The following is a 25,969-nucleotide window of genomic DNA, read 5'->3' on the forward strand; positions in this document are numbered from 1 at the left end:
GAGAGCAGAACTATTTCAGGGTCGGGTTGACGACGGCCTTAATAAGGTCGCATTTCAGCTTATCCTTTGCGGCATCACCACGTGCATCCGGGTTGGCGCCAATTTCGGCGTCCGCAACAGCCCTGTTCAATATAGCTACCTCGGAATCGGGATGGTCGTCGGCATAAACCATTGCTGCATCTAAAGCCGTCTTATCGTTCAACGATCTAGTTAAAATATTTCCAAAATTCAGCGGAACGAGTACTCGCTCGCCCAATTGAAAATATGGAATTTCCGAATAGGACAGGGCGTAGAGAAGCGATTTTTGATATGTGTGGGACAATCGTGAATCCAAGACGGTCACAACATCTCCATAACGATTTTCGCAGGTCGGCTGGTAAAAACGAACTGGCATGAAGAGAACCCAAAAAATTACAAAAACCAGCCCTGCCACTATTACGTTGTGCCTGACTGTAGTTCTGCGGTGGATCGCAATTTTTTTTTCTTCTGCCGATTTTTCATTTCTTGGGTAGGTCATTGTTACTATCCTGTTATTTCTGGATTTCTTACTCTCTCGAATATGTATGGAAGGGCCGGAAGAAAATTTGCGCCGCCACACGCCGGAGACGGCGCAAAATTTCTTGCAGACTAGTAACTCCGATTTTTCGGATTTTTATCCTTCCACGTGTCCTGCCATTTGAACCGCGGATTAGTAAGAGCATTACCGTTCTTGGCGGGCGATACATCCACTGTGCCTTCGAATGTCTGACCCCACTCCCGGATTGTGGTGAATTCGTGAGCAATATCAGCATCTGAAAGACTCTTCGCGCCCATCATGTCCCCAATCCCGCCAGACTCGAAGTCGTACCGCTCGCTACCGTCGTGATCTACATTTCCTTGTATGTAAATTTTATCGCCACGACGTGTCGCCGTGAACCTAGCCTTCGATGTGAAATCCTTGCGGCCTTCCGCCAACGCGTCATCTCGCTTCGAGCGGTCAAGAGAGGCAAGATCGTCGATCGCGCCACCGGCTTTCCGCTCGACGTCCCAATAGTCATCCAGATAAGTTGTTTCACCATCCTTGAGGGACCGCAGTTTACGGTTGTTGACCTCTTTGCCTGAGATTCCGAGGAACGTCTGCGTCTCGAACCGCTTCCGGTTTTCGGTCTCGGCGTCCCGGATAAACGGATCCTTGCGCGCTTCGTCGCGCGGGATCGTCTTCGCCGCGCCCTTGCCGTTAAGGAAATGATCCAGGTTGTCGGCGGCCTTGGTGTAGCCCTTGGCCCGGTATTCCTTCGAGAGATTGGACAGGTTGTCCTTCACCTCCTGCGGGCTGCCGGTGGCGTTGATCCATGCCGACTTGGCAACGTCGGCAGCGGCACCGCCGATGTCACCCGCCGTCTCGCCGAGCTTACCCGTCCATTCATCCGGATCGCGGTACTTGGCGCCCGGTTCCAGCATCAGGTCATCCGGCGATTTGAGATCATCCGTTTTATCCTTCGGCGCGGACGGACTCCGGGCGTCCTGAGACTCGGGCGTCTGTTGGGCGGGCGCGTCCCGCCGAGCCGGTTCCGTCACTTGATCGGCTCCTTCGGCGGCGGCAATTTGCGCCAGCAGCCGCACGTTGGCGGGCGCGATACCCTGACGGGTCTTTTCCAGCAGCTCATCGGCCTGTTGGGGGTCGTTGTCGCGGACCTGCTTGATCAGATCGCCGATCTCGTACACCGCCTTGGCACCGTCGGTGTTGATAGCGTCCGTGGTGAAGCGGTCGAAGTCGCCGATGCCACGGCGTTTCGCCAAAGCACGTGCCATGCGCCGGTTTTCCGAAACCACGTCATCGGACAGCGCGTAGGGTGGGTGTTCCGCAGGCGGCTTGTCGATAGTTGGCCCGGCCAGGCCGGAAACCAGGCTGTCCGAACGCTCTGGACCCCGGCCTGCGCCGGGGTGACGTGACGGGGTGTCGGAATGACGAGGGGCGGGCTGTGCCGCATCGGCCTTCTCAGCCGTGTTTCCGGCGAGCGTCTTGATCAACCCCCCGGCGACCTTGGCCAGCGTGCGGATGGTCTCGCCGCCCGGATTGATCTGGCCATCGACCTTCAGCCTGTTCTGTTTCTGGAACGCGCGCGTCGCCTCGCGGGTGCGCTCGCCCCAATAGCCGGTCGGGCCGTCGGTCTTTTTCAAATCCAGCGCGCCGCTGCGGCCCAGCATGGTTTCGACCTTGGCGACATCGCGGCGATCGTTCTTGCCCTGCTCACCGACCGGACGCGACAATTTCGACGCATCGCCCAGGTTCGTCAGCTCCGGTTCCGGCTTCGGTTTCGGCGGCACCCGGCCGAACGGGTCCCTGTCTTCGTTTTTCTTCAGATCGTCGCGCAGTTCAAGCGGATTATACATCGTGCAGGTCTCCTGTATTTGCATATGAAAGAACCCCGCCGGTTTTTCGGCGGGGCGCATCGGTTCAGGCACAAAAAAAGGCGCCCGGATGGACGCCTTCGCGGCAATAAACATTGTTTTGGAGAAGCCCCGTCACCGGGGCCTGAAACGAAAAATCACGGGATGCGGACACACCTGTCCCCCGTGACTTGAATGCACTTTAATTTTTCAAAGGCGGGGTGTCAATAAAAAAATCGGGCAATGAGTGTATTTTCTCTTCGGTCCCGCCACATTATCCCACGGCGGTCCCGCCACATCATCCCACGGCGGTCCCGCCGACCGTCAGCCCGTCAATCCTGAGCGTCGGCTGGCCGACGCCGACCGGCACGCCCTGGCCGTTCTTGCCGCAGGTGCCGATACCGGGATCCATTTCCAGATCGTTGCCGATCATGGTGACCTTGGTCAGCACATCCGGACCTGAACCGATCAGGGTCGCGCCCTTGACCGGGGTGGTCGCCTTGCCGTTTTCGATCCTGTAGGCCTCGGTACACGTAAACACGAACTTGCCGTTGGTGATGTCGACCTGGCCGCCGCCGAACGACGTCGCATACAGACCTTTGTCCACCGAAGCGATGATCTCATCGGGGTCCTTGTCGCCGGGCAGCATATACGTGTTGGTCATGCGCGGCATCGGCATGTGGGCATAGGATTGCCGGCGGCCGTTGCCGGTTGAGCCCTCGCCCATCAGGCGCGCGTTCATGCGGTCCTGCATGTAGCCGGTGAGAATACCGTCCTCGATCAAAGTCGTGCAGTTGGACGGCGTGCCTTCGTCATCTACCGTCAGCGAGCCACGGCGGTCCTGCAACGTGCCGTCATCGACGACCGTGACACCCGGCGATGCCACGCGCTCACCCCTGAGGCCGGCAAACGCCGACGTTTTCTTGCGGTTGAAATCGCCTTCGAGCCCATGGCCGATGGCCTCGTGTAACAGGATGCCCGGCCAGCCGGCACCCAGCACGACGACCATCTCGCCGGCCGGCGCAGGCTCGGCCTGCATGTTGACGCGCGCCTGGCGCAGTGCTTCGTCGACGGCGGGCTTCCAGGCTTCGGGCTGCATATACGTATCGAAGTTGATCCGCCCGCCCATGCCGTGCGAGCCCATTTCCATGCGGCCATCCTTTTCAAGGATCACCTGTACATTCAGGCGCACCAGCGGACGGACATCAGCGACGCGCATGCCATCTGCGCGAATGATCTGCACCGCCTGCCACGAGCCGAGCACCGAAGCGGTAACCTGCTTGACGCTGTCATCAAGCGAACGCGCATAAGCATCCATGTCGGCGAGCAAAGCGACCTTGTCCTCGAACGGGACCAGCGCCAGGGGATTGTCGTCGCCGTATAACGCACGGTTGGTCTGCGCCAGGGGGACGGCAGCAGCCCCCGTGTGGCCGCGCGTCACGGCCTGGACCGTGTCGGATGCGCGCAGCAAAGCCTGTTCGGACAATTCGGACGCGTGCGCATACCCCGTCGCTTCGTCGGCAACCGCCCGCAGGCCGAAGCCCTGCGCGGTATCGAAGCTGGCGCTTTTCACGCGGCCGTCATCGAACATGATGGATTCCGACTGGCGATATTCCAAAAACAGCTCCCCGTCATCGGCATGCCTGAGAGCGTCGCTTGTGATCGCTTCGGCTTTGTCGCGGCTGAGCGCGGTATCCGTAAAAAACAATGCGTCGGTGGTCGAAAGATCGGTCATTGGCTTGCCTCTGGGTTTCCGCTATGACGTTGCAGCGTTTTAAGAGCCTTCGTGTAATATAGTGATGGCAGAACGTGTTGACGAGGCGGAGTTCCGAAAATGGCTTTCGAAGAACATCCATTGCGCGCCGAGCTGACGGCGGAAATGAACGCCCGGCCCCATGCCGTGATCTCCGCGCCGGCGCAAATCTCGCATATCGCCTGCGTCACCGGTGAAGCCGCCGGCGAAGACGACCGTGAACACCTGATCGAGCTGTGCCGCACCTTCAAGATTTCCGCGCCTGCCGCATCGGCGTCGCAGTTCGATGCCGACTTCGGACCGTTCCGCCTCAAATGGGAACGTCATACGGAGTTTTCCACCTATACGCTGATCAAGGAAGCCCGCTTCGAGCAGCCTTTCAAGGACTGCCCCATCAGTGAAGTGCCTTCGGACTGGCTGGACAAAATGCCCGGCAAAGTTCTGACCGCGATGCATATCGCCATCGAAACGGGCGCCACGCCTGAGCGCGAAGGTACGGAGCTTGCAGGGCTGTTCGACAACAACTCGATTGTCGGCGGTTCGATCTCCGAAAACCGCGCTTCCGTTTGGACGGATTACCAACTCCACGCGGACGGATTTCTCCGCTTCCTTGTCCGCGATTGCGAGATGAGCGCATCATCGCTCGGGCGCTATGTCAAACGGCTTTGCGAGCTGGAAACCTATCGCATGATGGCGTTGCTGGCGTTGCCGCCGGCCCGCGAAGCGCGCCCGGTCATCGCCAAGCTCGAACAGGATCTTTCCGACATTCTGCAGACGCTGGCTTTCAGCGACGGCACCGACGACGAACAGCGGCTGCTTGAACTGCTGTCCAAGGTCGCGGCGGAAACGGAACGCACATCGGCATCGCTGAATTACCGCTTCAGCGCTTCACGCGCTTATCAGGAACTCGTCGCGCAGCGTGTTTCCGGCATACGGATCGGCCGCATCAACGGGGTTCAGCCGTTCACCGACTATGTCATGACCCGCTTTGCTCCGGCCATGGAAACCCGCGACAATCTGTCGCGGCGCATCGAAACGCTGAGCCGACGGGTCGCACGCGCCAGCGACCTGTTGCGGACCCGCGTCGATGTGGCACTGGAAGCGCAGAACCGCGATCTTCTGCAATCCATGGACCGACGCGCCAAGCTGCAACTGCGCCTGCAACAAACGGTCGAGGGCCTGTCCGTCGTTGCCATCAGCTACTACCTGCTCGGTCTGCTCGGCTACATCGTAAAGGGCGTGCACGAAACCGCGCCCGTCGAGTTCGAGACCGATGTCGTCATCATGGCCTTGATGGTTCCGGTCATCGCCGCCGTCTGGTGGGGCGTTCACCGGATACGCGATGCCGTCCTGAACGCGTCCAACCGCCAGGACTGAAGCTGGCGATAATCCTTGCCATGGCAAGGGCCGTTTCTTATAAAACGTCACGTGGTGATTTGTCCGACCGGCTTGCGGCCACGTTAAATAAACCCGCTAAAAGGTCTCGGTTCGACGAGACCCCTGGCGTGGACGTCAGGGTTTTTTATTGGACCGGGGCCCCAGAATTGGAGGCTCCTGATGAGCAACGATACATCTTCAAAATCATGGCGTCCGGCGACACAACTTGTGCGCGGCGGCACCTCTCGCTCACCTTTCGAGGAAACCTCGGAAGCCATCTTCATGACGTCGGGGTACGTCTATCCATCGGCGGAAGAAGCCGAGTTGGCGTTCAAGGGCGATAAAAAGCGCTACATCTATTCCCGCTATGCCAACCCGACCCTGTCGGTGTTCGAGGAGCGCTTGGCACTTCTTGAAGGCACGCAACACTGCGTCGCCACGGCGAGCGGCATGTCCGCCGTGTTTGCCGCCCTGGCTTCACAGCTGAAAACGGGCGACCGGGTCGTCGCATCGCGCGCCCTGTTCGGATCATGCCTGTATATTATTGCCGATCAACTGCCGAAATACGGCATCGAGACCGAGCTGGTCGACGGCACCGATTACGATGCCTGGGAAAAAGCCCTGTCGAAACCGGCCGACGTGGTTTTTCTGGAAACCCCGTCCAATCCGTGCCTTGAAGTGATTGACATCGCCAGGGTATCCGAACTGGCGCATACGGCAGGGGCCAAGGTCGTCGTCGACAACGTTTTCGCGACCCCCGTCCTGCAAAGGCCGATCGCTCTGGGTGCGGATATCGCCGTTTATTCCGCAACCAAGCATATCGACGGTCAGGGCCGCACACTGGGCGGCGCCATTCTCAGCAATGACGAAGAATTCATTACCGATCATCTGACGCCATGGATGCGCCATACCGGTCCTGCGCTTTCGCCGTTCAACGCCTGGATACTATTAAAGGGGCTTGAGACGCTTGCCGTTCGGGTCCGCCAACATTGCGATAATGCAGGCAAGGTGGCGGCATTTCTGGAGGCCCATCCAAAAATCATCAAGGCCACTTATCCCGGCCTGCAGAGCCATCCGCAGCACAATCTGGCGTTGGCCCAGATGGACGGCAGCGGATCCAGCCTTGTCGCCTTCGAGATCAAGGACGGCAAAGCCGGCAGTTTCAAGGCCCTCAATGCGCTCAACATCGTCGATATCTCGAACAATCTGGGGGATGCCAAAAGCCTCATCACGCATCCGTCGACGACAACGCACCAGCGCCTGAGCGCCGATGAAAAAGCAGCGCTTGGCATCACCGAAGGTCTGGTTCGCCTGTCGGTCGGCCTTGAGGATGCGGATGACCTGATCGAAGATCTGGATCAGGCACTTTCGCGCGTCTGATCGATTAAACGGCGTGGCGCGGCAAATCACATAGCCGCGCCGCCACCGGTCCGGGCTTGCCGCCACCGACGGGCTCGCCGTCGACGGCGATGACCGGGCGGATCGCGAGGCTCGAGGTCAGGAAAATTTCATCCGCGCGGCAGACCTCTTCAGCCGCAAGCGATCGTTCCGTCACGGTTTCTCTGTCCATCACGCAGGCCCGCATGATCCCCGGCAAAACCCCGTCCGAGACGGGCGGCGTGACCAGCGTGTCGCCATACCGACAAAAAAGATTGGCCGCCGTCGCTTCGCAGACTTGTCCGCGGGTGTTCAAAAGCAGCGCATCGTCTGCCCCGGTGGCGCGGGCTTCGCGGGCGGCAATGATGGCATCCAGATAATTCGTACTCTTGATCGAGGCCAAGGGGGAGTATTCGTTGCGCCGCGTTGATTTTGCGATGATCACGCTGAGCGGCACCTGCCCGCCGACTGTCCCCGGCGCGACGGATATCATAAGTGTCGGTGACGGGTTTTCCGGCGGCAGCACCCCGCGCGGCGCAGGACCGCGCAGCAAGGTAATCCGGGCCGAGCCTTCAATGACATTTTCAATGTCACAAAGCGCGGACATCGCGTCAGCAATTGCGGCGGCATTTTCCATCATGGGAATACCGAGAACCTTTGCCCCTGCCCCGATGCGCTGTATGTGCCGTTGTAGCCGGAGCGGTGCAGCGTCGATCAACGCCAGCGTCTCGAACACGCCGTCGCCCAGCAAAACCCCCCGCTCTCGCGCGTCAATTGCCCCCCCTGCATCGACGATATTTCCATTCAGCCAGATATTCACGACAACGCCTCACCCGTGACGCTGGCCAGCAGCGGACCGGCCTTGGTGCGCATTTCCTCATACTCGGCCGACGGGTCGCTGTCGGCGACAATGCCGCCACCGGCATGTGCCGCAACCGTTCCGTCCGAGACCATCAGCGAGCGTATCACGATATTGGAATCCATGGCCCCGTCCATACCGGCCCAGAACACACTACCGCAATAGGCTGCGCGCCTGGACGGCTCCAACTCATGAATGATTTCCATGGCGCGTATTTTTGGTGCGCCGGTGATCGAACCGCCAGGAAAGGTTGCCCGGAACAAATCGACGGCATCGAAACCAGGGCGGAGCTTACCAACCACTTCCGACACGAGATGATGCACTCGGGCAAACGTTTCCAGTTCACACAGGGCCGTCACCGCGACACTGCCGATCAGGGCGACGCGGGAAATATCATTTCTCAGCAGATCGACGATCATCAAATTCTCCGCACGGTCCTTGATGCTCTCGGTCAACTCGAGCGCAAATTCGACATCGGTTTCAGGGACGTCGCCGCGAGGCCGTGTGCCTTTGATGGGCCGGGTCGAAATTTTACCCGCTGTATCTAGACGCAGGAATCGTTCGGGCGACGCACACAACAACTTATGATCCCTACCACACGAAACATAGGCGGCAAAAGGCGCCGGGGTTGCCCAGCGCAAACGCCGGTAAAGCATGAACGGGCTCAGACCTGCGGGCAGATCGGCGATGGCCCGCGTCGTGATGTTGGCCTGAAAGATATCGCCGGCATAGATATAGTCGATGGCGCGCTGCACGGCAGCTTCGTAAGCCGACCGGTCCATCTCCCAGCGCCACGCGGCGACGAGCGCACGGTCGAGTTGCGGCAAGGGCCCTGCGGCGCCAACCCGCGATGCCAGGGCTTCGAGCCGGCGTGCCGCCGACGGCCGGCCGGGAGCAATATCCGAAGCAATGACCCATGACCGATGTTCGAAGAGATCGAATGCCAGTACGGTGTCATAAAGGCCGACAGAAATAGCCGGGAAACTGCTGCCGCCCTTGTCTGTGGGCAGCCGTTCGATCAGACCGCCCAATTCGTATCCAAGTAGGCCGCACAGGCCCGTCTGGAAAGGCGGCAGGGACGGGTCGGTATCGAGCCGCGCGAGATGCAGTATGCCACGCAGCTTGTCGAAAGGGTCCGCCGCACGCAGACAGTCGACGTCCTGGTGGACGACCTCTGCCGGATCGACGCATATGTAAGCATAACGGCCACGACCGCCGCCTTCATCGGCACTGTCGAGAAACACCGCCACAGGATCATCGGCAAACGGCAAGAATGCCGAAACCGGATCCTTGTAGGGTATTTCCTTGGAGACGGGCTTGGCCATGGCTTACACCGCCACCCGGGTGGCGGTCCCGATCAGAAGCTGTCGCCGAGAACCCGATCCGGCGGCGCATGGCCGTCGACGAACGTCTTGATATTGATGAGAACCTTTTCTCCCATATCGAGACGGCCTTCGTGGGTCGCGGAGCCCATGTGCGGTAACAGAACGACATTGTCCAAAGCAAGCAGCTTCGGATTGACCGCCGGCTCGTGCTCGAAAACGTCAAGACCGGCGCCGGCGATGTCGCCGTTGGACAGCAAACGCGTCAGTGCATTTTCATCGATGATCTCACCACGCGCGGTGTTGATGATAACAGCATTTTCCCGGAGCAGCTTCAGCCGACGCGCTGACAACAAGTGATATGTCGCCGGCGTATGCGGACAGTTCACGGAAACGAAATCCATACGCGCCAGCATCTGATCCAGGCTTTCCCAATAGGTTGCTTCCAGTTCGTTTTCGACGGCTTCAGGCACCTGGCGGCGGTTATGGTAATGGATCGACAGACCGAACCCGCGCGCGCGTCGCGCCACGGCCTGGCCAATGCGGCCCATCCCGATAATACCGAGCCGCTTGCCATAAATACGGTGACCCAGCATCCACGTCGGCGACCAACCGGGCCATTCCCCGGAACGGAGCTGGCGCACGCCTTCGGTCAGACGTCTCGGCACGGCAAGCAGCAATGCCATCGTCATATCCGCGGTATCTTCGGTCAGGACATCCGGCGTGTTGGTAATCGTAATCCCGCGCTGTCGCGAGGTCGCCAGATCGATATGGTCGACCCCGGCGCCATAGTTGGCAATCAGTCTGAGTTTTGGGCCGGACTGGCTGAGAATTTTCGCATCGATACGATCCGTCACCGTCGGGACAAGAACATCGGCGGTCTTTACGGCCTCAACCAGTTCGGATGCAGGCATCGGCTTGTCATCAAGATTGAGACGGACATCGAACAGTTCCATCATCCGGGTTTCGATCGCATCCGGAAGTTTCCGGGTTACAACGACGATTGGCTTGTTTCGCGGCATTTTCGGGCCCTTTCAACGCGCTTTGGTAGCCGTGGCCATAGCAATCCGCCGCTGGCTTGTCCAGTAACTTGACCATTGGCGCCACGATGGCGATAAACAGGTGATGAATATCAAAACCGCGCGCCAAATCCCCACCCTGCTGACGATACTCTTTATCGCCGGAATTACCATGTCCGTAATTCAGAGCGCACAGGCACAGACGCAGGGGACAGGGTTACCCCTGCCCAGGTATGTCAGCTTACGTGCCGCAGAGGTTAATCTCCGCACCGGACCCGGCGTGCAATATCCCGTTGAGTGGATCTTCCAACGGGAATCCCTGCCGGTGGAAATCATCAAGGAATACCGGACCTGGCGCCTGGTTCGCGACTGGGAAGGCACGCAGGGCTGGATGCATCAGAGCATGCTGTCGGGCAAAAGGACGTTTCTCGTCACCGGCAAGGAGCGCACCATCCGCAGCGAACCCGATGCGAAAAGCCGGGCCGTTGCCATCGTTGAATCCAGCACCATCGGCGAAATAACGTCCTGCCCGTCGGGTATCGGCTGGTGCAAGGTCCGCATCAAGGGGATCGAAGGCTGGCTCCGGCGAGTGGATTTCTGGGGCGTCTACCGCAACGAGGTCTTCGAATAATCCGAGGAATTAAGCCAAATCGCCTGTGAGCGCTTTGTGCGTGGCAGCGCTCAGAACCGCCATATGGCCGTATTTCGGATGCCCGATCCCGAGAACGGCACGGGCCGCAGATTTAAATTTTTCGACCTGCGCATCGGTGAACGGGAAATGGATGAACTGCACCGATGACGCCTTGCCGGCGGCGGTCGTGCGGTCGATATCGTCCTCGGGAACGCCTTTGACGGTTTCCCCATCGAATTCAAGCGTAATGGTTTCCTCGACTCCGCCAAGACCGGCCAAAAATTCGTGGCGGCGGTTTTCGTCATCGATCTCGAACATCAGCGTTGCAACCAGCTCCCGGCCATTCGGAATGAGCGGATTATACGCCGTCAGCTCGTCGGCGATCTGTTCTTCGCCGCCCTTCTCGATATACAGCATCTCATGAACCTGATGCCACATGGTATCGAAGTTTTCGAAATAAAATGTCGCATCCGGACCGCAGGAAACACGACGGTCACGCTTCATCACCGTGACGGCGGCACGGCGTTCCTTGCGGGTCTTCGCATATTCATCAATGGGGATGATGTCCGCGCGAGTGATTTCAGTCCTGGGCATCAAACGATCTCCATTCCGTCTTGTTACAGTTCATACGCCCGGGCGAGCAGTTCGACCGGATGCTGCATGCTTTCAATATTGTCGGTCGGCTTGTCGAGCATCTCTATGCCCTGCACGATGTGATCGCGCGCCAACGGGCATTCAGACAGCACGTACTTACTGCCCGCATCTGCAGCCTTGCGCGCCACCGGCTTGCCGACCTTGAGGCCCACTTCGAAGTTTTCCTTCATGATCCCCCAGGACCCGCCGTGTCCCGAGCAACGCTCGATCACGTTCAGGTCGAGATCGGGAATCAGGCGCAGCATTTCGGCGGCCTTCTGCCCCATGTTCTGGGCCCGCGAATGGCAGGAAATATGGACCGTCACGCCGCCGTCGAGCGCCTTCAAACCATCGGCCATGCCCTCTTTCTTGGCAATCGAGACGATGTATTCCGTGATATCGGAAGTCGCGGCGCTGAGCTTGGTGACGTTTTCATCATCGCTCACGATCAGCGGCCATTCGAATTTCAGCATCAATGCGCATGACGGCACCAGGGCGATCACGTCGTAGCCCTTTTCGATCCACGGCAGCAGATCGGCGGCGGTCGCCTTGGCGCTTTCGGCAACGGCAGCAATATCGCCCTGTTCGAGTTGCGGCATACCGCAGCAGCGCGGATAAACGACTTCGGTTTCAACACCGTTCCGGGCAAGGATGGCACGGGCGGCAGCCCCTATATCTGGGTTGTTGTAGTTGGCGAAACAGGTTGCATATAAAACCGCTTTGCGACCGAAAGCCGGAGCATCCTTATTGATTTCAGGCGCATCGGTCCGTTCGCTAAACGGCAGGGATGTAAAAGGCGGCAGCTTGGCCTTGCGGTCGACTCCCAGCGTCATTTCCATAGCTGGTCGCGTCAGCGCATTGCCGCATTTACCGGCCCAGTTGGCCAGTCCCGAAACCTTGCTCGCGATCTGGCCGTTACGGTCGGTTTTCGTCAATTGTTCGGCGGCAAACGGGACCTTGCCTTTTTTCTGTTCAACGGCCCGGTAGCGAAGCATCAAATGCGGAAAATCAAGATTGAACTCATGCGGTGGCACATACGGACATTTCGTCAGGAAGCACATATCGCAGAGCGTGCAGGCATCGACGATCGGTTTGAAATCCTTGCTGTCGACAGCATCAAGCTCACCCGTCTCGGATTCATCTACCAGATCGAAAAGTCTGGGAAAGCTGTCACAGAGGTTAAAACAGCGGCGGCACCCGTGGCAGATATCGAAAACCCGCCGCAGTTCTTCGTCGAGTTTTGCCTCATCGTAAAAATCCGCATCCTGCCAGGGAATGGGATGACGTTCCGGGGCTTCAAGACTGCCTTCGCTCATGTCGGCTTCCTCAATCTACAATACCAATTCAACTCAACGAGTAGACGATGAAGGGGGGCATAAGCCCCCCTCCACAAACGCATCAGATAACCGATGCAATCAGTCCATCGTGTCGAGGGCTTTCTGGAAACGTCCGGCATGCGACTTTTCCGCCTTCGCCAGCGTTTCGAACCAATCGGCGATTTCGTCGAAACCTTCATCGCGGGCGGTTTTCGCCATGCCCGGATACATATCCGTGTATTCGTGAGTTTCGCCGGCAATCGCTGCTTTCAGGTTGGCGTCGGTCGGGCCGATCGGCTCGCCGGTTGCCGGATCACCGGTCTCTTCGAGGAACTCAAGGTGGCCGTGCGCGTGACCCGTTTCACCTTCGGCGGTCGAGCGGAAAACCGCGGCGACATCGTTGTAACCTTCAACGTCAGCCTTCTGCGCGAAATACAGATAACGGCGGTTGGCCTGGGATTCCCCGGCAAATGCTTCTTTGAGATTGTCTTCGGTTTTCGTTCCCTTGAGGGACATGTGATCCTCCTTCTGTGTAGATCGATCTGAATGACTTAAGAATCTTTTTTGGGCGATAAGGCCCGTGCACGCAGGTAATATGGCGCGCACCCGACAATGAGTCAACAGTTTAGAACTGTTCTAAAATACAATTTCGGCTTTTTGCTGAAGCTCAGTCTTCGCTGACGCGAATGACGACATCGACGCGGGAAATTTTCGCGCCGCGGGGCGGTGTCGGGAGGCTGGAAACAACAACCTCGTTGGACGCGACGTCTTCAAGATGGCCATCGTTTTCGAAATAAAAATGATGGTGGTCCGAGGTGTTGGTATCGAAGTAGGAGCGCCCGGACTCGACCGCGATTTCGCGCAAAAGACCCGCCTGCGTGAACTGGTGCAGGGTATTATAGACGGTCGCCAGCGAGACGGAGACACGCGCCTCGGCCGCTTCGGTATGCAGCATTTCGGCACTGATATGGCGGTCGTCGCCACGGAACATCAGTTCAGCCAATGCAATACGCTGGCGTGTCGGGCGTAACCCGGCATCGCGCAGTTTACCGATGATCGGTGCGTATCGTTTTTGCTTGCTCATATAGCCTACTTAATGATTCCACTCCGAAATGGCAATGCTTCAGAGACTAACCCTCGTCCTTGTGAGGGTACGGCACGCCGACGATGTTATAGCCGCTGTCGACATATTGCACCGATCCAGTGACGCTGAGGGACAGGTCGGAAAGCAGATAAAGCGCAGAGCCGCCGATGTCGTCCAGTTGAACGTTACGGCGCAGGGGAGAGTGCTGCTCATTCCACTTGAAGATATGCCGGGCCCCGGCAATTGCACTGCCGGCGAGGGTTCGCATCGGCCCTGCTGAAATCGCATTGACGCGAATGTTCTCTGGTCCGAGATCGGATGCCAGATAACGAATGCTCGCTTCCAGCGCGGCCTTGGCGACACCCATGACGTTATAATTCGGCACAACTTTTTCGGCACCATAGAACGACAGGGCGATCATGCTGCCGCCATCTTTCATGTGCGGTGCGGCATGGCGGGCAAGCGACGTGAACGAATAACACGATACATCCATGGTACGCTGAAAATTCTCACGCGTTGTCGCTACGTACTTGCCCTTGAGTTCCTGTTTGTCGGAATAGGCAATGGCGTGAACCACGAAATCGATCGACCCCCATGCATCGGCACACGCACCGACGGCAGCGGCAATCGAGCCTTCGTCTTCGACATCGCAAGGCACGATGACCTTTGAACCTACACCCTCGGCAAGCGGGCGCACGCGGCGTTCAATAGCATCGTTCTGATACGTGAACCCCATCTCGGCGCCATGCGCTGCAAGCGTGTTGGCAATCCCCCAGGCGATGGAATGGTCGTTGGCGACCCCCATGATCAGACCACGCTTGCCTTTCATGAGATTGGACTTCATGGCGAGGCGGCTCGCGGCGTCGGATAATTTTTGTTCGTTCACTGGTTCATGCCTCGTAACGCTTGAATGCCAGCGTTGCGTTGGTGCCGCCGAAACCGAAACTGTTGGAAATGACGCAATTCAGATTGGCGTTATCGATGCGCTGGCGGACGATGTCGGCCTCGCCAGCGTCGGGGTCGAGATTTTCGACGTTCGCCGAGGCCGCGACGAAATCGTTGTTCAACATGATCAGCGAATAAATCGCTTCATGTGCGCCGGTGGCACCCTGCGAATGGCCGGTCAGCGATTTGGTCGATGAAATCTTCGGCTTGTGTGCGCCGAACACTTCCTGGATCGCCCCGATCTCGGTCATGTCGCCGGCCGGCGTCGAGGTGCCGTGCGCATTGATGTAATCGACCTTGGTGTTGCCGAGACCGGCGGTCGCCAACTGCATGCAGCGGCGCGCGCCTTCGCCCGACGGCGCGACCATGTCGACACCGTCCGACGTCGCACCGTAACCGACGATCTCGCCGTAAATCTTCGCGCCGCGCGCCTTGGCATGCTCCAGCTCCTCAAGCACCACGACCCCGGCACCACCGGCGATCACGAAACCGTCGCGATCGACGTCGAACGGCCGCGACGCACGCGTCGGCGTGTCGTTGTACTTGGACGACAAGGCACCCATGGCATCGAACAGCACCGTCAGCGTCCAGTGCAGTTCCTCGGCACCGCCGGCGAACACGACGTCTTGCTTGCCCCACTGGATCAGTTCGGCGCCGTTGCCGATGCAATGCGCGCTGGTCGAGCATGCCGACGATATGGAATAGCTGAGCCCGCGCATGTGAAATGCCGTCGACAGGTTGGCCGACACGGTCGAGCACATGGCCTTCGGCACGGCGTAAGGGCCGATCCGTTTAGCCCCCTTTTCACGCGCTGTGTCCGCCGCTTCGACCTGGGCCGATGTGGACGGCCCGCCGGACCCCATGACAAGCCCGCTGCGTTCGCTGCACACCACGGTTTCGTCCAATCCGGAATCGGCGATCGCTTCCTGCATGGCAATATAGCCATACGCAGCGCCATCACCCATAAAGCGGCGCAGCTTGCGGTCGATCCTGTCTTCGAGATCGACCGTCGGTGCGCCATGGACATGGGAGCGGAAACCACGCTCGGCATACTCTTCACAGAAAACAATACCGGACTTTCCGTCCCTCAGGTTCTGCGTCACCTGGCCAACGTCGTCGCCGATCGGCGATACGATGCCCATGCCCGTTACGACCACACGTCTCATTTAGCCCTCTCTTCGTTGTCAGTTATAGCCGCAATCAATCGTCGGCCGTGAACAACGTTACCTTCAAATCGGATGCCTCGTAGGCGACATTTCCGTCCACTTTCATGACGCCATCGGCAATCCCGAGCGTAATCTTGCGGCTCATGACCCGCTTGATATCGACACGGTACTCGACCAGCGATTTGTCCGGCGTTACCTGATCGGTAAACTTGACCTGCCCGACGCCCAGCGCGCGGCCGCGCCCTGGCGCCCCGCTCCAACCGAGATAGAAGCCGACCATCTGCCAAAGCGCGTCCAGCCCCAGACATCCCGGCATCACCGGGTCGCCCTGAAAGTGGCAATCGAAAAACCACAGGTCTTTTTTGACTTCGAGCTGCGCCTCAACAACACCCTTGTCATAGGTCCCGCCGGTATCCGCAATATGCGTAATCCGATCGAACATCAGCATCGGCGGCAGCGGCAATTGTGCATTGCCGGGACCGAACAGTTCGCCACGGCCGCAGCTCAATAAATCTTCGTAGGAATAGCTCGCTTGTTTCGTCAAAAATAAGCCCCTCACCATCTGAAACCGGCTCTCGGGTTCTTCAGATTTCCCGAGTTACCCTTATAGCGCATCAATAAGCGAAATCCGAGGGTGGTGCACGAAAAAAACCCTCCACAAACAAGGCTTATTGACGCCGCCCCAACAGCAAAACGGGGCGGCTGATCGAAAAATCTGCCACCCCGTCCTATCTTTTCAGGCCTAGCCAGTACCGGTTAGTCCCGTTTTTTGCGTTCGCCAACCTGCTCGGTGATATCCTCGCCGGTTTCCTGATTAACAACACGCATTGAAAGCTTCACTTTGCCGCGATCATCGATCCCGATCAGCTTGACCTTGACCTGGTCGCCTTCGTTGACCACATCCGTCACTTTCTCGACACGGCCTTCAGCCATTTCCGAGATGTGCACGAGGCCATCACGCGGGCCGAGGAAGTTCACGAAAGCGCCGAAATCGACGACTTTCACGACTTTCCCGTCATAGATCGCACCGACTTCCGGTTCGGCGACAATGTCACGAATCCAGGCAGCGGCACGATCGCCGGCTTCGGCGTCAACTGCCGCAATACGCACCGAACCGTCATCTTCGACGTCGATCTTGGCGCCCGTGGTTTCACAAATTTCACGGATAATCTTGCCGCCCGGGCCGATGATGTCGCGGATCTTCTCCGGATTGATCTTCATCGACGTGATGCGCGGGGCGTTGCCGCTGACCTGCTCGCGGGCATTCGTCAGCGCCTTGGCCATTTCATCAAGGATGTGCAGACGGCCTTCTCTTGCCTGATCGAGCGCGATCTGCATGATTTCCTCGGTAATCGAGGTGATCTTGATGTCCATCTGCAAAGAGGTCACACCGTTTTCCGTACCGGCGACCTTGAAGTCCATGTCACCAAGGTGATCCTCGTCACCCAGGATATCGGAAAGAACCGCATAACGATCGCCTTCCTTGATCAGACCCATGGCGATACCGGCAACCGGGCGCGGCAGCGGCACACCGGCGTCCATCAGCGACAGCGACGTGCCGCAGACCGTCGCCATCGACGACGAGCCGTTGGATTCGGTGATGTCGGAGACCACGCGGATCGTGTACGGGAACTCTTCCTTCGACGGCATGATCGGGTGCATGGCGCGCCAGGCAAGCTTGCCGTGGCCGACTTCGCGACGGCCCGTGAAGCCGAAGCGACCAGCTTCACCGACCGAGAACGGCGGGAAGTTATAATGCAGCATGAAGTTCTCACGGTAGTTATCCGCGAGACCGTCGATGATCTGTTCGTCCTGGCCGGTGCCGAGCGTCGTCGTCACCATGGCCTGCGTTTCGCCGCGCGTGAACAGGGCCGACCCGTGTGCACGCGGCAGGATGCCGACTTCGCTGGCGATCGGACGAACCGTTTTGGTGTCGCGGCTGTCGATACGCACGCCGGTATCGAGGATATCGTTGCGCACGATGTCCTTTTCGAGGTTCTTGAGAACATCTCCCATCACGGCGGAGAGCAGATCCTGATCAATGCTGTCATCGGCCTGCAGCTTTTCTGCAGCGGCTTTCTTGACCTCGGAGATTTTCGCCTGGCGATCCGATTTCACCTTGATGCCGTAAGCGGCACGCAGGTCATCGGCGGCGGCGTCGGAGATGCGCTTGGCGATCTCGTCAAGACCGGCCGGCGCTGCCGGCAGTTCCATCGGCTCCTTGGCACAGGCTTCGGCGAGATCGATGATTGCATCGATCACCGGCTGGAAGCCGCGGTGGCCGAACATCACGGCTTCGAGCATCTGCTGCTCGGAAAGCTCGCTGGCTTCGGATTCAACCATCAAAACGCCTTCCTGCGTCCCGGCGACGATCAGATCGAGATCGCTCTCGGCCATTTGCGCCAGCGTCGGGTTCAGAACCAGCTCGCCATCGACACGGCCGACGCGCGCGCCGCCGATCGGGCCCATGAACGGCAGGCCGGAAATGGTCAATGCGGCCGACGTGCCGATCATTGCAAGAATATCGGTTTCGTTTTCAAGATCGTGCGACACCACGGTGCAGATGACCTGGGTCTCGTTCTTGAAGCCTTTGACGAACAGCGGACGGATCGGACGGTCGATCAGGCGGGACGTCAGCGTCTCGCGCTCGGACGGACGGCCTTCACGCTTGAAAAAGCCGCCTGGGATCTTACCGGCGGCAAACGTTTTTTCGACGTAATGAACGGAGAGCGGGAAAAAATCCAAACCCGGTTTGGGGCTCTTTTCGCCAACCACGGTGCACAGCACCTTGCTCTCGCCAAGGGTTGCCATGACGGCCCCATCGGCCTGACGGGCAATCTTGCCGGTTTCCAATACCAGCTTCTGGCCGGCCCATTCGATCTCTTTACGGAATTCCTTAAACATCATTGTCTTTCCTCATCATACATACAACGCCGTGTCACCCGACACCGGCGCAACCCGCAGCCACCTCGGTCGCGGGCGAAGCGCAGAGCCACAAACATCTCTCAGCGTACTGAAAACATGAAGCGGCTTGCGCCGTCAGGGGTGCACACCCACCATGGATGTGCACCGCTAGCCGCATTAGCGGCGCAGGCCTAGCTTTTTGACTATGCCTTCGTATCGCTTCTCGTCCTTTTTACGCAGGTAATCGAGAAGCCGGCGGCGTTGACCCACCATCATCAGCAGGCCACGGCGCGAATGAAAATCCTTGGCATGGGTTTTCAGGTGTTCGGTCAGATTGATAATCCGTTCGGTCAGAACGGCGACCTGCACCTCGGGAGAACCCGTATCGCCGTCTTTGACGGCATGTTCTTTGATAAGCTCTTGCTTACGTTCGGCGGTAATCGACATCGTAATCTCCTAATCTAGATGTTCATGACACGGAACGGCTTTATTTCACCGCCCGTAATGCGCGCCAGAGCCAACAACGTGCCGTTCGCCGTCACCTGGACGACATCCCCTTGAGCGATATTTCGAAGGGGGGACCGCTGTGCGACAGGCAGGATGGGAACACCCTGCCCCTGCCTTAGTCTGCGCGCTTCCTGCTCCGTCAGGGCTAGTGCCGGGATGTCGTCCAGCACAGTCTCGACAGGAAGCAGATGCTTCTTCAGAAGCGCCGCCGCATGGACGCCTTCATCAGCTTCGAAGACTTCCATTTTTACAGCCTTTTCAATAGAAAAAGGCCCAACGGCAGTGCGTCTGAGGCGCCTTATATGGCCTTCGCATCCCAAGTGCAAGGCCAGATCTCTTATCAGGGCACGGACGTAAGTCCCCTTGCCGCAACGCATTTCGAAGTCGGCATGATCGGCGTCCGGCATCCCCGTGAGCCGCAAGGACTCGATGTCGACTTCGCGGGGGGCAATTTCCACGGTTTCGTCACGGCGTGCCCGCTTGTAAGCGCGCTCGCCATCCACCTTGACGGCGGAATAGACCGGCGGCACCTGCGTGATCCGGCCCGTGAAAAGCGGCAGCGCGGCCTCTATTTCCGCCTCTGAAGGCCGTTTGTCCGAACGGGCAATCACCTCACCCTCGGCATCGTCGGTGCTCGTGCTCTCGCCCCAGCGGGCGCGGAATTCATAGGTTTTAAAGCCGTCCATGGCGTATGCCTGGGTTTTCGTCGCCTCGCCGAAGGCAATCGGCAATACGCCGCTCGCCAGCGGATCCAGCGTCCCGCCATGACCGACTTTTTGGGCACCGGTGAGCCACTTGATGCGTCCGACACAGCCGTTCGAGGACGGCCCTTCAGATTTATCCAGGATCAGCCAGCCGTGAATTGGCGTGCCTTTACGCCCGCGCGCCATCTATTCACCGCTTTCCGGATCTTCGTCGTGCTTGATATCGCGCGCAACATGCGGATTGCGCAGCACCGCATCGATACGCGCCGCTTCATCGAAACTCACGTCGGCGGCGAACGATATTCTCGGAACATGGCGCAGTTGCACGTTTTTCGCGACCCAGCTACGCAAGAACCCGGACGCCCTGTTGAGCGCCTCGACGATCTGCCCGCTGTCGCCGCCACCCAGCGGCACCACATAGGCGGTGGCGTTCTTAAGATCGGGACTGACGCGGACTTCGGTCACGGTGACGGCCACGCCCTTGACCGCGGGATCACGAATTTCACCGCGCTCCAGCGCCTGAGCGATGACATGGCGGACTTCTTCACCGACACGCAATTGGCGTTGCGAAGGCGCCCGCGCAGGCTGACGGCTCATGGTATCTGCTCCTCAGATTTCAACCGCCCTTAAAGCTCGCGGCTGACTTCCTTGATTTCGAAGCACTCGATCTTGTCGCCGACCTGAATGTCGTTGTAATTGGCAAACGCCATACCGCATTCATAGCCTTCCTTGACCTCGCGGACATCGTCCTTGAAGCGCTTGAGCTGGCTCAGCTCGCCCTCATGCACGACGACATCGTCACGAACAAGGCGGACCTTGGCGCCACGTTTGACCTGGCCTTCGGTGATCATGCAACCGGCAATCTTGCCGACCTTGGTGATCGAGAAGACTTCGCGGATTTCCGCATAACCGAGCAGCTCCTCGGAAACATCCGGCGACAGCATGCCCGACAGCATCTTCTTCACATCGTCGGTCAGGTCGTAAATGATCGAGTAATAGCGAATATCGACACCATCGCGCTTGGCCGCTTCGCGGGCCTGCGGGTTGGCGCGGACATTGAAGCCGACGACCAGGGCATTGGACGCACGAGCCAGAGTGACGTCGGATTCGTTGATGCCGCCGACGCCGGAGTGCAGAACCTGCACTTCGACTTCCTCGGTCCCCATTTTGGTCAATGCGCCGATGATCGCTTCCAGCGAACCATGCACATCGGCCTTGATGATGACGGGCAGCATTTCAGCCTCGCCTTCCTTGATTTTCTCGAACATCTGTTCAAGCGTGCCGCGTGCACTGACAGAGGCGCGGGCGTCGCGGTCACGACGCTGACGGAATTCGGAAACCTCGCGCGCCTTCGCCTCGTCGCTGACAACGACGACATCGTCGCCTGCCAGCGGTGTGCCGTTCAGGCCCAAGACCTCGGCGGGCATCGACGGGCCGGCTTTGTCGAGCTTGTTGCCATGCGCATCGGTCAACGCACGCACGCGGCCCCACTCGGCGCCGGCAACGAAGATATCGCCGACATTGAGCGTACCGCTCTGTACAAGAACCGTCGCCACGGAGCCGCGGCCCTGTTCCATCTTGGATTCAACGACGACGCCTTCAGCCGGACGGTCGGGATCGGCCTTGAGGTCGAGCAATTCGGCCTGCAAAAGGATCGCTTCCAGAAGCTTGTCCAGGTTCGTGCGCTTCAGCGCCGAAACCGGGATGCAGAGCACATCGCCGCCCATGTCCTCGACCTGAATGTCATGGCTCAGAAGATCGGTCTTAATGCGATCGGGATTGGCATCCGGCTTGTCGATCTTGTTGACCGCGACGATGATCGGCACGCCCGCCGCCTTGGAGTGGTGGATGGCTTCGATCGTCTGCGGCATGATGCCGTCATCGGCGGCGACACACAACACGACGATATCCGTCACCTTGGCGCCACGCGCACGCATTTCTGTAAAGGCGGCGTGGCCGGGTGTATCGATGAAGGTGATATTATTGCCGTCGGCGGTCGTCACCTGGTATGCACCGATGTGCTGGGTAATCCCACCGGCTTCATGATTGGCGACATCGCTCTCGCGCAGCGCATCAAGCAACGAGGTCTTGCCGTGATCGACATGGCCCATCACGGTGACCACCGGTGCGCGCGACACCCTTGCGCCGTCTTGTGATTCCACATTGATCACAAGATGGTCTTCGACGTCGGCCTCGCTGACGCGTTTCAGGCGGTGGCCGAATTCCTGCACCACCAGTTCCGCCGTATCGGCGTCGATGCTCTGCGTAATTGTCGCCATGACGCCCATTTCCATGAGTTTCTTGACGACGACACCTCCGCGCTCGGCCATCCGGTTGGCCAGCTCCTGTACGGTGATCGTTTCCGGAATGACGACATCACGGATAACCTTGCCTCCTTCTGAACGGCGTTCGCGCTGTTTTTCACGGTCGCGGTCGCGCTGGCGTTTAACCGACGCCAGCGAACGGCGGTGTTCTTCGAGTTCCTCGAAGGATTCCGCTTCGGCAATGGTCAGTTTTCCATGGCGGCGCCGCTCTTCGCGGGTCTTGCCCGGCGAAGGGCGTTTGGCATCGGCCTTGACCGCCTTGCCCTTGCGGGCCGCTTTATCTTCACCTTCGCCGTCGGCAGCAGCATCGTCGCCCGCCGGACGTGTTTCACGAGCAGCTTCCTTGGAGCGGGATTTACGTTCCTCCACAAGAAGCTTGGCTTCAAGCTCCTGGGCTTCCCGGATGGCTTTTTCTTCCGCTGTTTCCTCGGGTTGCTCAGCGGCAGCTTCCTCGACAACGTCTTCTTCTTTTTCGTCAACGCGGCCAAGATCGGAAAGCTGCGGCTTGCCGCGGCCCGTCGGTTTTGCTTCCTCGCCGCCCTGGCGCGCGGATTCAAGTGCACGCATCCGTGCTTCGCGCTCGCTCTCGGTAAGCTTGGAAATATTCGCAAGTTCGGTCTCGGTGACGGCAGGCGCAGGCGCCGGCGCTTCGGGCGCCTCGGTAGCGGCGGCATCACTGGCCTCGGCCAGACTGGCGTTCCCGAAACCGGCCTTCACTTCGGCCATGTCTCCGGACGTGTCCGTCACGAAAGTCCGTTTCCGCTTTTTCTCGACGGTCACCATCTTGGAGCGCCCATGCGAGAAATTCTGCTTCACCTGACCGGTCTCGACCGTCTTGTTCAGTTCCAGTCGGCCGGGCTTGGCAAGGCCAAGCGGCTTTTTGCTGTTTTCAGTCTCTTTGGCGTCACTCATTTGCTTACGTCCATTTCCCCCGGTCGAAAACCGGTCAATCTCTCACACTCTCTTTTTAGCGATACCGCCAGTCCGCCACGCTGAATCGTCAAATACGAAACAACGCCCTTACCCGCGGCCTCACCCATTTCGCTGCTTGTCAGGCCGCTGACGACCGGCGTTTTGCGGGCCGCATAGATGACATCTTCCCTGGCCCCGCCGGCATCAATCGCAATTGCGACCAGACCCGCACCGCCGGCTTCCAACACTTCAAGCACCCGGTCGTAACCGAAAATCAGAAGATCGGAACGCCGTGCCAGGCCGATAATATCCTGACAACGCTTGGCCAACAGGGCCTCGACACGTTCCGCCAGATCTTCCGGCACCGTAACCTGAGCTTTTGCCGCGCGTGCAAAAAGCTTCTTGGCGCATGCCGTCTTCAGTGCATTCACGTCCGCGCTAAGCCAGATCCCGCGGCCAGGCAAACGCTCGCCAAGATCAGGTACTATAACATCATCCGGGCCGACGACGAACCGCAGCAACCCATGCTTGGGCGCCGTCTCGCCAGAGACGATACACCTGCGCTCGGGCGCGCCGGTCTCTCTGCTCTCGGGCTTCGTCATTTCAGCCAGTGCCGTCATTTATACCTGTCTTCCCGTTTGCTTACTCAGCCGGTTCCGCCGAAACTTCTTCCGCAGCTTCTTCGGCTGTCTCTTCGTCGGCGAACCAGTGCGCCCGCGCCGCCATGATCAGTTCATTCGCCTGATCCATGTTCATCGATCCGGAAGGCGCAATTTCAAGAAGCTCGTCACCGGCGAGGTCGGCCAGATCGTCACGCGTCTTGATGCCTTTTTCGCCAAGCGCCACCATCAGCGATGCCGACATGCCTTCCAGCTCGGCGACATCTTCCTCGACGCCAAGCTCTTTGCGTTTGGCGTCCATTTCCTCTTCGCGTGTGGCAAGGTGATTGCGCGCACGCGCCTGAAGCTCGGCGGCAACGTCTTCGTCGAAGCCTTCGATGTCGGTGAGATCCTCGACCGGCACATAGGCCACTTCCTCGGCCGAGCTGAAGCCTTCCGTCACCAAAAGGTGTGCAATCACGTCGTCGACATCGAGTGCATCCACGAACATCTTCGAGCGGTCCTGGAATTCTTTCTGACGGCGTTCGGATTCCTCGGCCTCGGTCAGGATATCGATATCCCAGCCCGACAACTGCGATGCCAGACGCACGTTCTGGCCACGACGGCCGATGGCGAGCGAGAGCTGCTCGTCGGGCACCACGACTTCGATCTTGTTGTTGTCTTCGTCGAGCACGACCTTGGCGACTTCGGCCGGGGCCAGCGCGTTGACGATGAACGACGCGGCATCGGGCGACCACTGAATGATATCGATCTTCTCGCCCTGCAGCTCACCGACAACGGCTTGCACGCGCGAGCCGCGCATACCGATGCAGGGGCCGACCGGATCGATCGAGCTGTCATGCGAGACAACGGCGATCTTGGCGCGCGAGCCCGGATCGCGGGCGACCGACTTGATTTCGATGACGCCGTCATAAATTTCCGGCACTTCCTGCGCAAACAGCTTGGCCATGAAGTCCGGGTGCGTGCGCGACAGGAAAATCTGCGGGCCGCGCGGTTCCTGGCGGACATCGGCGATATAGGCGCGGATGCGGTCGCCGTTGTTGAAATGCTCGCGCGGAATCGATTCGTCGCGGCGCAGGATCGCCTCGGCACGGCCGAGGTCGATGATGGCATTGCCGTATTCCATCCGTTTGACCAGCCCATTGACGATTTCGCCGATGCGGTCCTTGTATTCCTCGTACTGGCGCTCGCGTTCCGCTTCACGGACTTTCTGCACGATAACCTGTTTTGCCGTTTGCGCGGCGATGCGCCCGAAATCGATCGGCGGCAGAATATCGACGATGAATTCGCCGGCCTGCGCATCAGGCTTTTTGCTCAGTGCTTCGCTCAGGAACATCTGCGTCACTTCGTTTTCGCGCTCGGCACCGTCTTCCAGTACCTCGATATAACGCGCCAGCATGATTTCGCCGCTTTTGCGGTCGATGTGGGCGCGGATATCGTGCTCATGACCGTATTTCGAACGGCCGGCTTTCTGGATCGCCATTTCCATGGCTTCCAGTACCTCTTCGCGTTCAATACCTTTGTCACGCGCCACCGTATCGGCAACGACCAGCAGTTCGGGCCGGGCGTGTACGTCACCGGCTTCCATAAGCGTTTCACTCATGAGCTTTTTCTTCCTCTAGCTTGGCAAGCATCTCGTCCGTAATGATGAGTTTGGCTTTAGCGATGGCGGCATGTTCAAGTCGGACCTGCTCGCCATCAATATCGATTAAAACATCGGCACCGTCGGTGCCGTCGACCCGGCCGCGGAACTTGCGCCGCCCGTCGATCAGGGATTTCATTTCTATCTTGGCGTCAAAACCGGCAAAGCGGTCGTAATCGCCAAGGCGCACCAGCGGCCGGTCCAGGCCGGGCGAGCTGACCTCTAGCGAATAGGCGCTCTGGATCGGGTCTTCGACGTCCAGCACCGCGGACACTGCGCGCGAGATATCCGCGCAATGATCAACCGTCATTTCGCGGCCATCCAACGGCTCGGCCATAATTTGCAGAACGGCATTATTGCCGCCGCTAAGCGAGACGCGCACCACATTGAAGCCCATCGCTTCAATGGTCGGCGTCAGCAGCTGTTCAACGCGTGCAGCCAGCAATTCCTCGCTCACATCTGTCCTCTTGGCTTGGCCGGGCGGTCCCGTGGATCGCAAATCGG

The 25,969-nt window shown here is 59.0% G+C and carries 24 protein-coding genes and 1 riboswitch; of the genes, 3 read left to right on the forward strand and 21 right to left on the reverse strand.

Going from position 1 to position 25,969, the window contains the following annotated elements; all coding sequences use genetic code 11:
- Nucleotides 1–10: 10 nt before the first annotated feature.
- From L2D14_01590 to tldD, 3 genes are all read right to left on the reverse strand, one after another.
- Nucleotides 11–517: a hypothetical protein gene (locus L2D14_01590; protein WNK00134.1), complete on the reverse strand. Its 507-nt coding sequence runs from the start codon at nt 515–517 to the stop codon at nt 11–13.
- A gap of 110 nt (nt 518–627) precedes the next feature.
- Nucleotides 628–2,373, reverse strand: coding sequence for a peptidoglycan-binding domain-containing protein (locus L2D14_01595; GenBank protein ID WNK00135.1), 1,746 nt, complete (start codon nt 2,371–2,373; stop codon nt 628–630).
- Nucleotides 2,374–2,668: 295 nt separating this feature from the next.
- Entirely contained in the window at nt 2,669–4,105 is a 1,437-nt protein-coding gene (gene tldD, locus L2D14_01600; GenBank protein ID WNK00136.1) for a metalloprotease TldD, read from the reverse strand.
- Between the two features lie 99 nt (nt 4,106–4,204).
- Between tldD and L2D14_01605 the strand changes: the two genes are divergently transcribed.
- Nucleotides 4,205–5,500, forward strand: coding sequence for a DUF3422 domain-containing protein (locus L2D14_01605; GenBank protein WNK00137.1), 1,296 nt, complete (start codon nt 4,205–4,207; stop codon nt 5,498–5,500).
- Between the two features lie 41 nt (nt 5,501–5,541).
- Nucleotides 5,542–5,620: riboswitch (SAM riboswitch) on the forward strand.
- Nucleotides 5,621–5,680: 60 nt separating this feature from the next.
- Nucleotides 5,681–6,880: an O-succinylhomoserine sulfhydrylase gene (gene metZ, locus L2D14_01610; GenBank protein ID WNK00138.1), complete on the forward strand. Its 1,200-nt coding sequence runs from the start codon at nt 5,681–5,683 to the stop codon at nt 6,878–6,880.
- A 4-nt stretch (nt 6,881–6,884) separates the two neighbouring features.
- Here the strand turns inward: metZ and L2D14_01615 are convergent, their stop codons facing one another.
- The 3 genes from L2D14_01615 to L2D14_01625 are packed head-to-tail and all read right to left on the reverse strand — an operon-like array spanning nt 6,885 to nt 10,080.
- Nucleotides 6,885–7,697, reverse strand: coding sequence for an aminotransferase class IV (locus L2D14_01615; protein ID WNK00139.1), 813 nt, complete (start codon nt 7,695–7,697; stop codon nt 6,885–6,887).
- The gene (pabB, locus tag L2D14_01620) at nt 7,694–9,061 is read right to left on the reverse strand and encodes an aminodeoxychorismate synthase component I (protein WNK00140.1); all 1,368 of its coding nucleotides are present in this window, start codon (nt 9,059–9,061) and stop codon (nt 7,694–7,696) included. Before pabB ends, L2D14_01615 begins: the two co-directional genes overlap by 4 nt.
- Nucleotides 9,062–9,093: 32 nt before the next feature.
- Nucleotides 9,094–10,080: a D-glycerate dehydrogenase gene (locus L2D14_01625; GenBank protein ID WNK00141.1), complete on the reverse strand. Its 987-nt coding sequence runs from the start codon at nt 10,078–10,080 to the stop codon at nt 9,094–9,096.
- Between the two features lie 103 nt (nt 10,081–10,183).
- Between L2D14_01625 and L2D14_01630 the strand changes: the two genes are divergently transcribed.
- Entirely contained in the window at nt 10,184–10,708 is a 525-nt protein-coding gene (locus L2D14_01630) for an SH3 domain-containing protein (GenBank protein WNK00142.1), read from the forward strand.
- A gap of 9 nt (nt 10,709–10,717) precedes the next feature.
- Here L2D14_01630 and L2D14_01635 read toward each other — a convergent pair whose 3' ends face one another.
- The 15 genes from L2D14_01635 to rimP all read right to left on the reverse strand — a co-directional run bounded on the left by L2D14_01635 (nt 10,718) and on the right by rimP (nt 25,922).
- Nucleotides 10,718–11,302 carry a DUF3501 family protein gene (locus tag L2D14_01635; protein WNK00143.1) on the reverse strand — a complete coding sequence of 195 codons (585 nt, stop codon included), beginning with the start codon at nt 11,300–11,302 and terminating at the stop codon, nt 10,718–10,720.
- A gap of 23 nt (nt 11,303–11,325) precedes the next feature.
- On the reverse strand, nt 11,326–12,657 hold the full coding sequence (locus tag L2D14_01640; protein ID WNK00144.1) for a heterodisulfide reductase-related iron-sulfur binding cluster: 1,332 nt from the start codon (nt 12,655–12,657) through the stop codon (nt 11,326–11,328).
- A 99-nt stretch (nt 12,658–12,756) separates the two neighbouring features.
- Nucleotides 12,757–13,173 carry a rubrerythrin family protein gene (locus L2D14_01645; protein ID WNK00145.1) on the reverse strand — a complete coding sequence of 139 codons (417 nt, stop codon included), beginning with the start codon at nt 13,171–13,173 and terminating at the stop codon, nt 12,757–12,759.
- Between the two features lie 151 nt (nt 13,174–13,324).
- A complete protein-coding gene (locus L2D14_01650) occupies nt 13,325–13,741 on the reverse strand; it encodes a Fur family transcriptional regulator (GenBank protein ID WNK00146.1) in 417 nt (138 codons plus the stop codon).
- Between the two features lie 46 nt (nt 13,742–13,787).
- Nucleotides 13,788–14,585, reverse strand: coding sequence for an SDR family oxidoreductase (locus L2D14_01655; protein WNK01627.1), 798 nt, complete (start codon nt 14,583–14,585; stop codon nt 13,788–13,790).
- Nucleotides 14,586–14,631: 46 nt separating this feature from the next.
- Complete coding sequence (gene fabB, locus L2D14_01660; GenBank protein WNK00147.1) at nt 14,632–15,852, reverse strand: beta-ketoacyl-ACP synthase I; 1,221 nt, start codon at nt 15,850–15,852, stop codon at nt 14,632–14,634.
- Nucleotides 15,853–15,886: 34 nt separating this feature from the next.
- A complete protein-coding gene (fabA, locus tag L2D14_01665; GenBank protein ID WNK00148.1) occupies nt 15,887–16,396 on the reverse strand; it encodes a 3-hydroxyacyl-[acyl-carrier-protein] dehydratase FabA in 510 nt (169 codons plus the stop codon).
- A 212-nt stretch (nt 16,397–16,608) separates the two neighbouring features.
- Nucleotides 16,609–18,756, reverse strand: a complete 2,148-nt coding sequence (pnp, locus tag L2D14_01670; protein WNK01628.1) for a polyribonucleotide nucleotidyltransferase — start codon at nt 18,754–18,756, stop codon at nt 16,609–16,611.
- Between the two features lie 177 nt (nt 18,757–18,933).
- Complete coding sequence (gene rpsO / locus L2D14_01675; GenBank protein ID WNK00149.1) at nt 18,934–19,203, reverse strand: 30S ribosomal protein S15; 270 nt, start codon at nt 19,201–19,203, stop codon at nt 18,934–18,936.
- 14 nt (nt 19,204–19,217) lie between these two features.
- Nucleotides 19,218–20,153 carry a tRNA pseudouridine(55) synthase TruB gene (truB, locus tag L2D14_01680; GenBank protein ID WNK00150.1) on the reverse strand — a complete coding sequence of 312 codons (936 nt, stop codon included), beginning with the start codon at nt 20,151–20,153 and terminating at the stop codon, nt 19,218–19,220.
- Nucleotides 20,154–20,564: a 30S ribosome-binding factor RbfA gene (rbfA, locus tag L2D14_01685; GenBank protein WNK00151.1), complete on the reverse strand. Its 411-nt coding sequence runs from the start codon at nt 20,562–20,564 to the stop codon at nt 20,154–20,156.
- A gap of 29 nt (nt 20,565–20,593) precedes the next feature.
- On the reverse strand, nt 20,594–23,203 hold the full coding sequence (gene infB, locus L2D14_01690) for a translation initiation factor IF-2 (protein WNK00152.1): 2,610 nt from the start codon (nt 23,201–23,203) through the stop codon (nt 20,594–20,596).
- Nucleotides 23,200–23,823 carry a DUF448 domain-containing protein gene (locus tag L2D14_01695; GenBank protein WNK00153.1) on the reverse strand — a complete coding sequence of 208 codons (624 nt, stop codon included), beginning with the start codon at nt 23,821–23,823 and terminating at the stop codon, nt 23,200–23,202. The genes infB and L2D14_01695 overlap by 4 nt, the downstream gene beginning before the upstream one ends.
- Before the next feature lie 22 nt (nt 23,824–23,845).
- Nucleotides 23,846–25,426: a transcription termination factor NusA gene (gene nusA, locus L2D14_01700; protein ID WNK00154.1), complete on the reverse strand. Its 1,581-nt coding sequence runs from the start codon at nt 25,424–25,426 to the stop codon at nt 23,846–23,848.
- On the reverse strand, nt 25,419–25,922 hold the full coding sequence (rimP, locus tag L2D14_01705; GenBank protein WNK00155.1) for a ribosome maturation factor RimP: 504 nt from the start codon (nt 25,920–25,922) through the stop codon (nt 25,419–25,421). Before rimP ends, nusA begins: the two co-directional genes overlap by 8 nt.
- Nucleotides 25,923–25,969: the final 47 nt, after the last annotated feature.

The sequence above is a fragment of the Thalassospiraceae bacterium LMO-JJ14 genome, from assembly GCA_021555105.2.
Classification (GTDB): Bacteria; Pseudomonadota; Alphaproteobacteria; order Rhodospirillales; family Casp-alpha2; genus UBA4479.